The following is a 12,623-nucleotide window of genomic DNA, read 5'->3' on the forward strand; positions in this document are numbered from 1 at the left end:
AAGCGTGGTGTCAGCTAAAAACTGATATAACTTACCACCCCCAAGCCACACTGGAGTTGTGTTGTTTTAATGGAAAATGTACTGATTTGGCCAAAGGAATACCCATTACTTATTAAAGGACTGGTAGAACAAAACGGTGCCTTTATTTTAGATGCTTTGGAAGCTTGGCCTGCTTGTCGTTCTACAAATGAAGACGATGGTGTATGCACCACCGTGTTACCGCCTATTTATTATTTGGCATGGCTAACCCCGCTAGAACCATTTGAAGAATGTTACTTTCAACATATCTCTGAATATGACGAAGACGCACAAGCGTATATTAGTGCGGTTAAAAGCCATTACTACGATAATGAATACACCCCTGAAAGCTTAGTGCTTATGCTATGCCAGCGCCTTGAAAAATACGCAAGTGTGGCTGCACAAAATACCATAGATACGCCACTGTCTTTAGTCGATTTGTTTTTTAGTAAACGCTATTTCACGTTAATTGAGCATGCGCTAAATAATAAAAGTAAACTTTCGGCAAAAGATACATTAGCCCTTTGGAAAGAAGTTGATTTTAGAGAGCGCTTAAGTGCGTTTATTCCAGAGTCTATTGCTGATTTAGATACTCTTTCTGAACTTGCCAGCGAAAAAGTAGCAGCGGGTAAAGACTATTTTACGTTGCTTACACAGGTTTCTCCTGATGTTGACTCTGTTGTACTGCTAGAAAAAGCATTATTAACGCACCTGCGTAAAAAAACAGCCAAGCAAACAATGGCAATGCGTTTTATTGAGCAAGGCGCTACAGGTGTTCTTGCTGATGAAAACAATAAAACAGCTTTTATGTGGGCCGCCGAAAAAGGCTTTGTAAATGTGGTTGAAACGCTACTTGCAAAGCAAGACAAAAAAGCGGTTGATAATTTAGGTAACACAGCACTTCATTACGCTGTATTTGCTAAAAATGAATCGTTAATGGTGCTGCTTATTAAAGCGGGCTATAACTTTAGAGCGCGCAATAAAGAAGGTTTAAGTTGTTACCGTTTGGCGGTTAGTATTAAAGCTAATAACTTGGTTAAATGTTTAGAGCGTGACTTTGGTATTAAAGAGCTTTCGCCAGAAGGGCAGTTTGATCGCATTAAAAAAGTACATGTGCTGCACGCTATTGTCACTATATTGCTGCCTTTGCAGTTGTTCTTCTTTTTTGATGAAACACTCTCTATTAAAAGTGAGCTAACGCTGAGTTTAACTATGGCGGCAGTGATTTGTTTTTTCTTTGCGACCACTTTAAAACGCTGTGCGTTATATCCACATATTAAACACCCTTGGGGTTTATTTGTGCTTAGAGGCTTTTCGTTTATTAGCTTAATTGCTCAAATAGGGTTGGCGAGCATTGTGGTGCTAGCTGCCTTAAGTGATTTAGTTTAGTTACTTTTAAATAGCTAATAAAAAACGCGCTTAAAGCAATTTAAGCGCGTTTTTTGTATTTATAACCGTTTATGGTTAAGCCTTACTTACCGTGCTCATTTGCTGCTTTTTCTTCAGCTAGTTCTTCTTTAAGCTTACGGATTTTTAAACCTTGTTCCTGTCCGCGATGTCTTGCGTAGTAAGTACAGCCAATAAACATTGAAGAGGCAAACACAAGCTCTAGCAATACCCAAATTAATTCATCAGGAGCGGCCCACAGCATGGTAAGTCCGTGAATAAAATACAACATTACAACAAAGTTAGCCCACGCATAAGTGTATGTATTATCTTTAATTATGCCTCTTAGCGGCAGTAGTAACGGAATAATAGGCAAAAATAAAGACACTAAACTCGCATTACCATTTAGAGGTGGCACAAAATACATCCACAGTGGAATAAGAACAAGTAAACCTACATAGCCAAATAGTGCGGCACGCTGAAACTTTACTGTAATCGGCTTTTTAGCTGGGTTGTCAGCTGTATTCATTTAAGTTTTCTCGCAATGTGAGTAAGGCGTTTACCAACGCTTTGGCATATTTTAATTTCGTCTTTGCTTAGCTGTGCACTATTAGCGCTGCCAGCAACGTGTGTTGCACCGTATGGTGTTCCACCTGTTTGTGTTGCAAGTAGTTCGGGTACATCGTACGGCACGCCCAGTAGCATCATACCGTGGTGTAATAGTGGCAGAGATAAGTTAAGTAAGGTTGCTTCATTACCACCATGCATACTGCTTGATGACGAAAACACACACGCTGGCTTATCTATTAACTGACCTTTTAACCATAAGTCGCTGGTGGTTTCCCAAAAGCTTTTAGCTTGAGAGGCCATCATGCCAAATCGGGTTGGTGTACCAAATGCTAAACCATCGCAATTTATTAAATCATCTTTGGTGATCACAATGTCGTGCGCATTTTTAGCCACAAAGGTGCGAAGCAGTGCTGTAGCACCTTGTTGCTCTATCGACTCTGCTATTTCGTGAGCCATTGCTTCAACTGAGCCATGGCTTGAGTGATAAAGCACCACTATGGTTGCACTCATTATAAAACGCTTAGTACGTTTTCTGGTGGACGACCAATCGCTGCTTTATTGTTATTCACTACAATAGGGCGTTCAATTAGTTTTGGATTTTGTACCATGGCATCTATTAATGCTGATTCACTGCTTTCATCTTTTAAATTAAGTGCTTTGTAGTCATCTTCTTTTGTGCGCATTAATTCACGTACGGATGAAAAACCAAGTTGGATTACAAGCGTTGAAATTTGCTCGTGTGTAAGAGGCGTTTTTAAATACTCTACAATACTTGGCTCTATTGCTTTACTTTGCAGTAGTGCTAGCGTTTCGCGTGATTTAGAACAACGTGGGTTGTGGTAAATAGTAACAGACATAAAATGATTCCAAAGTGTGAATTGCGTCTATTTTAGGTTAAGCGCTTGCAGACTTAAAGTCTTGCAAGCTCTTTTTGTAAAAGTCGATACTGGGTAAGTAGTGCTTTTAAACGTTGTTGCTTTACAAGTTGAGTAGGCTCTACAAAGTTTAGTGCTTTTTGTACTTCGTCTGCGGCTTTTAAATAAGCACCATATTGCGCTAATACATCGGCGTTAGCTTCGTGATAAGAGGCTAATTTATCTTGTTTTTTATACGCGTCTGCAAGGAGTTGTTTGCCTAAGTTATGATCTGGCTTTTCGAGTAAAAAACTCTTTAAAATATTTTCAGCAAGCTCATATTGCTCAGCTTCAAGTGCTGAGTTGGCATAGTTAAGTGTAATTACCTGATTATTAGGGCGATACTGATTTAAATCCGCTAAAAACTTAACGGCTTCATCTGCCTTTTTTTGTGCAATAAGTAAATCGGTATGGGTATCTATATAAAATAAGTTTTTAGGATCGTTTTTTAAAAGCTCGTCTAATATTGGCGCTGCTTCATCAAGCTTTTTTTGATCAAGCAAACTTATGGCTAAGCCATACTTTAATGCAGTGTTGTTGTAGGTGTTTTCGCGCAGTAGCTTTCTAAATAGATCTTCTGCGTTTTCTGGTTTGTTGTCATAGCGGGCAAGCACTCGACTTTTTGCTAAATTAAACTCAAGGCTCGCATTCATAAGGCGCACAGGAAATTGCTCTGCACGCAAACGTACATCAGATACTCGGCTCTCTGGTAATGGGTGAGTTAGCAAAAATGCTGGTGGCTTGTATTTATAGCGAATTTGCGCGGCAAGTTTAGTTAAAAACTCACTCGATGCACGGGGATCAAATCCTGCATTATTAAGTGTTTGCATGCCTATGCGGTCAGCTTCTTGCTCAGCTGAGCGGCTATGCGTTAACTGGCTAAAAGCAGATTGTGTTTGGCTGGCTGATATAATGGCAATACCCGCGTCGGGTGCAACAACGGTTGCTAATATACCTGCAATCATACCGGCAATGGTCAGCGCGCTGTTATCTTGTTGCTGCTGTATTCTACGTGCTAAGTGGCGCTGTGTTACGTGAGCAATTTCGTGACCAAGTACCGAAGCAAACTGGCTCTCGTTATCGGCTTGAGCTATTAACCCTGTGTGCACACCTACATGCCCGCCATAAAATGCAAACGCATTTATTTCTGAGTTATTTATCCAAAAAAACGAAAACGGAAAACGTACATCGTTAGCATTAGCAACAAGTTTACGGCCAATAGTCGTGAGGTATTCATCTAGCACAGGATCGTTTATAACTGGCGATGAACCTCGTATTTGCATCATCATTACTTCGCCAATAGCTTGTTCTTTTTCAAGTGGCAGTGCTTGTAATGCAGATGTTCCTAAATCAGGAAGTGTAAAATTGGTTTGCGCTTTTAAAGGTTCGCTTACTAATAAGCTAAACGTAAGCGCGGCACTGCATAAAGTGATAAATGCTGATTTTAGCTGCATTTTATTCCTTGTTAATTTGTTCGCCAATTGCAATTTTGGCTATGTCTATTTCGTCACTGCTTGCACGGCTGTCTTTTTCGCACAATTGGTATAGTTCTTTTATTGTGACTCCATCAAGCTTTACAACGTTCAATTCTCGCTGCAAAAAAGTAATAATTTTATGTACTACTTTATGTGCATGTAAAATAATGGCTTTATCTGCTTTGTCGCCCCGTTCAAAATAAAAGCCAATAAACTTATGTAACTGACTTATTCTGATCAGGTTTTTCATTGAATGTGGATCCCACACTCTAAACTCCATAAAGCGATTATTTTTTATGTATTGGTCAACAATAACATCTTTAGCATAAGGCTGTGCCCATAGCTCAAAGCCTCTGTCGGTAAAAACTTGGTGCAGCGCAATACGTGGCTTATGTTTAGTGTGTATTACACCAAGGCTGTCTTCATGGCCTTCTAATAAATCTAAGTTCCAATTACGTTTATCTATAAGTTGTTTAACTGCATTATCGAATCCATGATCTAAAATCCCTTCAGATTCGCTTATTGATGAGGCAACAAGGTGATAAAAAGGAGGTAGTTCGCCCCAATTAATTTGCTTTTTAAACCAATTAATCTCTTTGAGTGTTGGATTACTGGGTAGTTGCGCTTTATTATGCGTGCCAGGCATTAACTTATCCTTACTGCTAGTTATGTTATAAGGATAAACTATTGCAGGTATTGTTTTAACAAAAAGTTACAACGGTTTGGGTATATAAGTATATTGACCGTAAATATGCGACTTATTATTCATTTACTATACGGATAAAGTAGTTATGGTAGAGCGCGATTTAAAAGAGTTTAAATGCCCTCAGCAATTTGTGCAGTTTAAACTTGCGCTACGAAGTGCGCAATCTTCAAAACAACGTATCACTTTTAGTCTTAATAAAGGTGAAAGTGCGAACGATATTGAACGTTTTTTGAAAAAAAATGCTTATAGTTACAATTTTGATAAACAACGTGGGTTGTTATTAGTGGAGCCATTACATGTTTGAATACGTAAAAACATGGTACGAAAGGAAGTTCTCGGATCCTCACTCGTCTACCTTATTATTTTTATTATTAGCCTCAGTGGCCTTACTTTACTTTTTTGGCTCGTTAATTGTTCCTGTGCTTGTAGCATTGGTTATTGCTTATTTACTTGATTGGCCGGTTGTTCATTTAGAGCGCGTTGGCTTAAAACGTTTTACTGCAACGATTATTGTAATGTTGATATTTATTAGCATTATGCTCACCCTTATTTTGGTTATTGGCCCAGTGCTTTGGAAGCAAACCAGTAACTTAGTGCAAGAAACCCCGCATATGTTAGAGCAAGGGAAGTCTTATTTAATGGCTTTACCTGAACAATACCCAAGTTTAATTAACATAGAACAAGTACAAGCTATTGTTGCAACGGTAGAAGCTAAAATCATTGAGTTTGGTCAAACTGTATTGTCGTTTTCACTTACGTCATTAAAAGATGTTGTTGCGTGGCTTATATATTTAGTGCTTGTGCCGCTACTGGTGTTTTTTATGCTTAAAGATAAGCTGGAGCTAACGGGGAGCATTGCTAAACTGATCCCGCAGCAACGACGCTTAATTTTGCAAGTGTGGCACGAAATGAATCAACAAATTATGAATTACATTCGCGGTAAAGTGTTTGAAATTTTAATTGTTGGTGGTGTGTCTTTTATTGCATTTACTGTTTTAGATTTACGCTACGCCGCATTACTTGGTGTGCTTGTTGGCTTGTCGGTATTAATTCCATTTATTGGCGCGGCACTCGTCACTATTCCGGTAGCGGCAGTTGCGCTGTTTCAGTTTGGATTAGAAACACAGTTTTGGACCATTTTAATTATTTACGGAATTATTCAGGCGCTTGATGGCAACGTGCTTGTGCCACTATTATTTTCTGAGGCGGTTGATTTAAATCCGGTGTTTATAATTGTCGCGGTATTATTTTTTGGTGGCTTGTGGGGATTTTGGGGCGTATTTTTTGCCATCCCGTTGGCTTCATTAGTAAAAGCGCTAATAACAGCTTGGTCGTCAACGCATGAAGAGATAAGTAAAGATCTCAGTGAATAATTAAGTAAACAGACTTTTAGTCTAAAAAAGAATAGTAAACGCACCTCTAGTGCTAATTGATTATTACTCATTACCTGTAAATTTATGTACTATTGGTAATAAGATATATTTTTTAGTAATAAGGTGCGTTTTTTAATGTCTGAGTTTTTATTGCACGATGAGCCAGTAAAACAAGTTTACCTTGATGCAAACGCAACGACCCCTGTGTTGCCTTGTATTGCTGATGTTGTTTCTCATACCATGCAAATATGTTTTGGTAATCCTTCAAGCCCGCACATTACAGGTATTCAAGCCAAGCATTTATTAGAACAAACACGTCAAAAAGCACACACAGTTATTGGCGCAAGTAATGGCGATATTTTATTTACCTCTGGCGCAACAGAAGGCATTCAAACTGCGGTGGTTTCTACGCTAATTGATGCTAAAAAACACCCGATTAAAAACCCCGTATTGTTATATGGCGCTACTGAGCACAAAGCGGTGCCAAATACACTTAAACACTGGAATAGCGTACTTGACGTTAATGCTGAGGTGCTTGCTATTCCGGTTGATAGTAACGGTATTTTAGATTTAAATTTTATAGCTAAACATATAGATAACGCTTTGATGATTTGCACCATGGCCGTTAATAACGAAACCGGTGTATATCAAGATTTACCTGCTATTGAGCAGGTAATTCGTAGCCGTAATAAAAATGTATCGTGGATGGTGGATTGCGTGCAGGCGCTCGGTAAACAAGCGCTCGCGCTGAGTGATACAACAATAGACTACGCACCTTTTTCGGGGCATAAGCTTTATGCACCTAAAGGTATTGGCTTTTTATATATTCGTAGTGGCAGTGCGTACACTCCTTTTATAGCGGGTGGCGGTCAAGAAAGTGGAATGCGCTCAGGCACCGAAAATCTACCCGGTATTGCAGGGTTAAATAAGCTATTTAGTATGTTGCTTGATAAATCAGACGATACATTTAAACCAATTAGCATACTTAACTCTTATCGAAGCCAGTTACAAAGCGCGATAAAAGACACCTTTGGCGATATTACATTCAATCATGATTTTGCTTATAGCGTGCCTACCACACTTAACTTTGCTGTTAACGATTTAACGAGCAAAGAAGTGATTGATTTATTTGACGCTGCGGGCATTCGCGTAAGTGGAGGCTCGGCTTGTAGTACAGGCGCATCAACAAGTTTTGTTTTAGATGCAATGGGTGCAAGTAAGTGGCAAAGCGAAAACGCGATTAGACTATCGTTTGGACCTGCTGCAACACAACATGATATTGATGATGCTTGTGTGCGTATTCGCGCTCTTAAAGCAATACTACAGGCAAACTGTTTAATCGTATCTGACAGCACCACACCACAACAAGAAGTATGCGCACTGGGCCTTACTCAGTTTAGGCACCAAGGAGCATGTAGTTGGCTTTATGTAAGCGATGATAAACACGCTGTTATAATTGACCCTATTATTGAGCTTATTCCGCGCTTTGAAAAAATAGCTAATACACAAAACTTAACTATATCGGCGGTGCTTAATACTCATCTGCATCAAGAGCGAGAGTCAGCGACTAATTTACTAACCAGCGTTCTTGACTCAAGAGTTATAAAAGGTGAGGTTGATTTGCTAGGTTGGCCACTAAATACAGCAAGTATTAACTTGGCAAACGACGTACTTGAAAAAGTAGCTACACCTGGGCACAGCAAAGATAGCGTAAGTTATTTATTAAAAAACAGTAATGGCGAAACGCGTTACTGTTTTTGTGGTGATTTAATACTGCCTGCAGGGCTTGGCAATACATCGCTTATAGGCGGCGATGCAAAAGCAATGGCACGCTCTATTTTAGCAATGAGCGAGCAACTTAATAGCACCAGCATTATTTGCTCAGGGCACGACTACCAACAATGTTTTGCCATGAACTGGGCTGTACAGCAAAACCAAACGCCATTACTTGATGCGTTAGTGAGCGGCAGTATTTCAATTGATGAATTTGCAATACAAAAACAGCAGTACGACGCTTCAAAACAAGTAGATAACACGCAATTGTGTGGTTATGTAAATGCGTTACCTGAGGTTGATACACCGCAATTAAATTTTGATGACGCTAAAGTAATGTTAAACACCAGCGATACATATTTAATAGATACTCGGGAGCCGTATGAGCATGGAGCAAATAATGTTGCTCAGTTATTTAATACGCTAGATAAAAAAACATTAAATATACCACTTAGTAGAATGGCAAATGCGGTATTTGAAGGGCAATTAAACAAAAATAACAAGTACATTTTATTATGCCGTAGTGGTAACCGCTCAAAAATTGCAGCAACTAATTTAATGCAACTAGGATACAAAACGGTTTATAACCTAAGTGGCGGGTTAGCGCTTAGTAATTAAACAAAGATTGTAATTTATACAAAATCGGCTTTAGGGCTGATTTTTTGTTTTTAAGGTTTATTTGCTCGCAAGGTAAACAGGTCCTAGTAATTAGTGAATAACTATAAAAAGTAATTATTGTGCTTATAAAAATTCATTAATATTTCATTTTGATTGATTAAGCTATCCCGTTGCCTTTAAAATTGCGGGTAAATTAATTTATAAAATTTTTATGATACCGGTGTCAAAAGCTAAAAATTGCGTTATCATCGGCATCTAAAATTATAAAAACAGCACTTTTTTTGCATTTTTAGTTATACTATCGGCGCTTAATTTTAGTGTAAATAAGCAGTGTTAAGAGTTTTGCTTTTATAAAAAACATTTTTAAATCAATTGATTGAAAAAACTAGAGGATATTTCCATGTCTAACCGAACGCAACTAGCAAGTTGGCAAGCACTAGAACAAAGTGCAGCTAAGATGAAACAAACACATCTGAAAACGTTATTTGCACAAGATGACACGCGCTTTTCTCAGTTTTCGACTCAAGTACCTGGCGTATTATTCGACTATTCTAAGCAACTTATTGATAACGATGTTTTTGCTAACTTAATGTCGCTTGCTAAAGAATGCGATATTGCATCGTGGCGCGATAAAATGTTTAGCGGTGAAAAAATAAATATCACCGAGGATCGCTCAGTACTACATACGGCACTTCGTAATCGTGCTCACACTCCATTAATAGTGGATGGCGAAAACGTAACACAAGCCGTAGACAACGAATTAGCTAAAATTAAAGTGTTTGTAGAAAAAGTTCGTAGCGGTAAATGGTTAGGCTATACCGGTAAAGCGGTAAAAGATGTTGTAAGTATTGGTGTAGGTGGTTCTAACCTTGGCCCACAAATGGCAACCGAGGCATTAAAAGCACTTGCTGATGATACGTTAAATGTTCATTACGTATCTAATGCTGACGGTGTACAGATTTCGTCTATATTGAAAGCCATTGACCCTGAAACAACATTATTTGTTATTTCGTCAAAAACATTTACTACGTCAGAAACTATGACAAACGCTAAAACAGCGGTTGACTGGTTTTTACAAACAACAAAAGATGAAAGTACAATTGCAAAACACTTTGTTGCAGTAAGTACAAATTTAGAAAAAACGGCAGCTTTTGGTATCAGCGACGAAAACGTATTCACTATGTGGGATTGGGTTGGCGGTCGCTTTTCACTTTGGAGTGCGATAGGCTTACCAATTGCTTTATACTTAGGCTACGACGCCTTTGAAGCAATTTTAGAAGGCGCGTTTGAAATAGACGAGCACTTTAAATCTGCGCCGTTTGAGCAAAATATACCATTAATTATGGCGTTGCTTAGTGTATGGAATACGAGCTTTTTAGGCTACACAGCGCAAGCTATATTACCGTACGACCAAGCACTGCATATGTTGCCTGCGTATTTACAGCAAGGCGAAATGGAAAGTAACGGTAAACACGTTAACTTTGCAGGCGAAACGGTACCTTATACTACAGTTCCAATTATTTGGGGCATGACGGGTATTAATGGTCAGCACGCGTTTTATCAGTGTTTACACCAAGGTAATGTAATTGTACCTGCAGATTTTATTGCATCAGTTAAACCACAAGTGAATGTTGATAAGCATCACGATATTTTATTATCAAACTTCTTTGCACAAACAGAAGCGATGATGAGTGGTGTAGATGCAGCGCAAGTTACTGCTGATTTAACCGCTAAGGGTAAATCGCAAGCAGAGATTGATGAGTTATTAAATCATAAAATTCATCAAGGCAATCGTCCTACAACGTCTATGCTATTAGATACAGTAGATGCTAAAACAGTGGGCCGTTTAATTGCACTGTATGAGCATAAGATATTTTGCCAAGGCATTATTTTAGAAATATGTTCGTTTGACCAATGGGGTGTAGAGCTGGGTAAAGGTTTAGCATCTAAAATTGAGAGTGAACTCACTGATGAAAGCGTTAAACATGCTCATGATAGTTCTACAAACGGCTTAATGGCGTACTACAAACAAAACCGTACGCAGTAAAAAATTCGCTTACGCAAGTAAGTAAACCGAGTACCTTTGAACGGGTAGCGCTGGAGTGCTTAGGGTCTGTATTTTTGTGAGAGGAGATACAGGGCCCCTAAGGCTCATTTAATAAGCGCAATGATAAAAATAATAATAAATCATCGATACAGAACAATTCAGCAGGCTTTTATTTAAATACAGCTATAAAAGCCATCTAATCTAGCAATAAATAGGCATACCCGCGCATTTATAAAGTGTACTGGGTATCACAACGTAGAGAGTAACTATGCTTAATCCTTTTGATATTATAATTTTTGGGGGCGGTGGTGATCTTGCGTTACGCAAATTGCTACCTGCAATGTACAGAGCATATCAAGAAGGTAACTTACCTGAAGGCTCACGTATCCTACCAACAGTGCGCGAAGAATCGAAACGTGCTGAATACATAGAAACAGCGCATAAAGCATTACAAGAATTTTTAAGCAAAGGTGAGTTTAACGCTAAAGATTGGAAAGCGTTTTCTACTTTTTTAGTGCCAGTGGTAAGTAATGTTACAGAAGCAGATGACAACTGGGATGTGCTAAAAGGCATTTTAGATGAGCACGAAAGCACTAAGTCTCGCGTGTTTTATTTATCGCTTCCACCTGCTGTTTACGGCACATGTTGTGAAATATTATCGACTAAAGGTTTAATTACACCTACATCACGCGTTGTTGTTGAAAAGCCTATTGGTTATTGCGGTGATTCTGCTGAAGCAATTAATGGAAAAATTGCGGAATTTTTTAATGAAGAGCAAATTTTCCGTATTGACCATTACTTAGGTAAAGAAACAGTACAAAACTTAATGGCGCTACGTTTTTCAAACTCATTGTTTGAAAATATGTGGGATGCTAAATCTATTGATAACATCCAAATTAGCTTATCAGAAACTGTTGGCCTTGAAAGCCGTGCTGGTTTTTACGATAAAGCCGGTGCACTTCGTGACATGGTTCAAAACCATTTATTACAACTACTTTGTTTAGTTGCAATGGAGTCGCCTAATAAGCTTAACGCTAACAGTATTCGTAACGAAAAATTAAAAGTATTAGAAGCACTTCGCCCGCTTGTAGATGGCGATGTTGATGAAAATATTGTTCGTGGTCAATACGTGCCAGGTGACTTAAACGGTAAAATTGTACCGGGTTACTTAGAAGAGCTAAATGAAGGTTCTAGTAAAACAGAAACGTTTGTAGCTATTCGCGCGCATATTGATAACTGGCGCTGGGCGGGTGTTCCATTTTACCTTCGTACGGGTAAACGTATGGCTAAGCGCTGTGCAGAAATTGTGGTTGAATACAAAAAAGTATCTCACAATATCTACGAAGATAACGTGGGTAATATCGAGCCAAATCGTCTTGTTATTCGTTTGCAACCAGAGGAAACAATTCAACTAACGCTTATGTCTAAGCGTCTTGATAACCTTCAAATGCAACTTGAACCAGTAACAATGAATATTGAGCTTTCACAAGCTTACAGCAATGGTTTTCACTCAGATGCGTACAAGCGTTTAATGCTTGATGCCGCTGCAAATAACCCATCATTATTTATTCACCGTGATGAAGTTCGTCAAGCGTGGAAATGGATTGATCCAATCATTGACCGTTGGCAAGACAAAGGCAAGCCTGCGCTTTATCGTGCTGGTAGCTGGGGTCCTGAGGATGCTGATGAATTATTGGCAGAAAAAAGCCACATGTGGTTTAACACAGGCGATAAGGTATAAGC

General features: G+C 38.8%; 11 protein-coding genes. 6 read left to right on the plus strand and 5 right to left on the minus strand.

Annotated features, from left to right (window positions below; translation table 11 throughout):
- Positions 1-69: 69 nt before the first annotated feature.
- Positions 70-1,407 carry an ankyrin repeat domain-containing protein gene (locus GQR45_RS14425; RefSeq protein WP_010555074.1) on the plus strand — a complete coding sequence of 446 codons (1,338 nt, stop codon included), beginning with the start codon at positions 70-72 and terminating at the stop codon, positions 1,405-1,407.
- A gap of 82 nt (positions 1,408-1,489) precedes the next feature.
- Here GQR45_RS14425 and GQR45_RS14430 read toward each other — a convergent pair whose 3' ends face one another.
- From GQR45_RS14430 to GQR45_RS14450, 5 genes are read right to left on the minus strand one after another with little or no spacing between them, the layout of a single operon-like run.
- Positions 1,490-1,933 carry a DUF2069 domain-containing protein gene (locus GQR45_RS14430; RefSeq protein WP_007581036.1) on the minus strand — a complete coding sequence of 148 codons (444 nt, stop codon included), beginning with the start codon at positions 1,931-1,933 and terminating at the stop codon, positions 1,490-1,492.
- Entirely contained in the window at positions 1,930-2,484 is a 555-nt protein-coding gene (wrbA, locus tag GQR45_RS14435) for an NAD(P)H:quinone oxidoreductase (protein ID WP_007581039.1), read from the minus strand. Before wrbA ends, GQR45_RS14430 begins: the two co-directional genes overlap by 4 nt.
- Complete coding sequence (gene arsC / locus GQR45_RS14440) at positions 2,484-2,831, minus strand: arsenate reductase (glutaredoxin) (RefSeq protein WP_165726302.1); 348 nt, start codon at positions 2,829-2,831, stop codon at positions 2,484-2,486. The genes wrbA and arsC overlap by 1 nt, the downstream gene beginning before the upstream one ends.
- Before the next feature lie 53 nt (positions 2,832-2,884).
- The gene (locus GQR45_RS14445) at positions 2,885-4,342 is read right to left on the minus strand and encodes a M48 family metalloprotease (protein ID WP_007581042.1); all 1,458 of its coding nucleotides are present in this window, start codon (positions 4,340-4,342) and stop codon (positions 2,885-2,887) included.
- Between the two features lies 1 nt (position 4,343).
- Positions 4,344-5,009 carry a hypothetical protein gene (locus tag GQR45_RS14450; protein WP_007581045.1) on the minus strand — a complete coding sequence of 222 codons (666 nt, stop codon included), beginning with the start codon at positions 5,007-5,009 and terminating at the stop codon, positions 4,344-4,346.
- A gap of 145 nt (positions 5,010-5,154) precedes the next feature.
- On the opposite strand from GQR45_RS14450, the gene GQR45_RS14455 reads away from it, so the two are divergent.
- From GQR45_RS14455 to zwf, 5 genes are all read left to right on the plus strand, one after another.
- A complete protein-coding gene (locus GQR45_RS14455; protein WP_024591004.1) occupies positions 5,155-5,373 on the plus strand; it encodes a hypothetical protein in 219 nt (72 codons plus the stop codon).
- Positions 5,366-6,442 (plus strand): AI-2E family transporter, encoded by a 1,077-nt coding sequence (locus tag GQR45_RS14460; protein ID WP_165726303.1) that lies wholly within the window; start codon positions 5,366-5,368, stop codon positions 6,440-6,442. The genes GQR45_RS14455 and GQR45_RS14460 overlap by 8 nt, the downstream gene beginning before the upstream one ends.
- Before the next feature lie 135 nt (positions 6,443-6,577).
- On the plus strand, positions 6,578-8,833 hold the full coding sequence (locus GQR45_RS14465; RefSeq protein ID WP_165726304.1) for an aminotransferase class V-fold PLP-dependent enzyme: 2,256 nt from the start codon (positions 6,578-6,580) through the stop codon (positions 8,831-8,833).
- A 400-nt stretch (positions 8,834-9,233) separates the two neighbouring features.
- Complete coding sequence (gene pgi, locus GQR45_RS14470; RefSeq protein WP_121954330.1) at positions 9,234-10,880, plus strand: glucose-6-phosphate isomerase; 1,647 nt, start codon at positions 9,234-9,236, stop codon at positions 10,878-10,880.
- Between the two features lie 268 nt (positions 10,881-11,148).
- Positions 11,149-12,621, plus strand: a complete 1,473-nt coding sequence (gene zwf / locus GQR45_RS14475) for a glucose-6-phosphate dehydrogenase (protein ID WP_165726305.1) — start codon at positions 11,149-11,151, stop codon at positions 12,619-12,621.
- The last annotated feature ends 2 nt before the right edge of the window (positions 12,622-12,623 follow it).

The organism is Pseudoalteromonas sp. SA25, from assembly GCF_011378705.1.
Lineage (GTDB): Bacteria > Pseudomonadota > Gammaproteobacteria > Enterobacterales > Alteromonadaceae > Pseudoalteromonas > Pseudoalteromonas arctica.

Bases quoted from the DNA above. Each gene is read 5' to 3' on its own strand.
- GQR45_RS14425 (WP_010555074.1), top strand. From the start codon at position 70: ATGGAAAATGTACTGATTTGGCCAAAGGAATACCCATTACTTATTAAA.
- GQR45_RS14430 (WP_007581036.1), bottom strand. From the start codon at position 1,933: ATGAATACAGCTGACAACCCAGCTAAAAAGCCGATTACAGTAAAGTTT.
- wrbA (WP_007581039.1), bottom strand. From the start codon at position 2,484: ATGAGTGCAACCATAGTGGTGCTTTATCACTCAAGCCATGGCTCAGTT.
- arsC (WP_165726302.1), bottom strand. From the start codon at position 2,831: ATGTCTGTTACTATTTACCACAACCCACGTTGTTCTAAATCACGCGAA.
- GQR45_RS14445 (WP_007581042.1), bottom strand. From the start codon at position 4,342: ATGCAGCTAAAATCAGCATTTATCACTTTATGCAGTGCCGCGCTTACG.
- GQR45_RS14450 (WP_007581045.1), bottom strand. From the start codon at position 5,009: ATGCCTGGCACGCATAATAAAGCGCAACTACCCAGTAATCCAACACTC.
- GQR45_RS14455 (WP_024591004.1), top strand. From the start codon at position 5,155: ATGGTAGAGCGCGATTTAAAAGAGTTTAAATGCCCTCAGCAATTTGTG.
- GQR45_RS14460 (WP_165726303.1), top strand. From the start codon at position 5,366: ATGTTTGAATACGTAAAAACATGGTACGAAAGGAAGTTCTCGGATCCT.
- GQR45_RS14465 (WP_165726304.1), top strand. From the start codon at position 6,578: ATGTCTGAGTTTTTATTGCACGATGAGCCAGTAAAACAAGTTTACCTT.
- pgi (WP_121954330.1), top strand. From the start codon at position 9,234: ATGTCTAACCGAACGCAACTAGCAAGTTGGCAAGCACTAGAACAAAGT.
- zwf (WP_165726305.1), top strand. From the start codon at position 11,149: ATGCTTAATCCTTTTGATATTATAATTTTTGGGGGCGGTGGTGATCTT.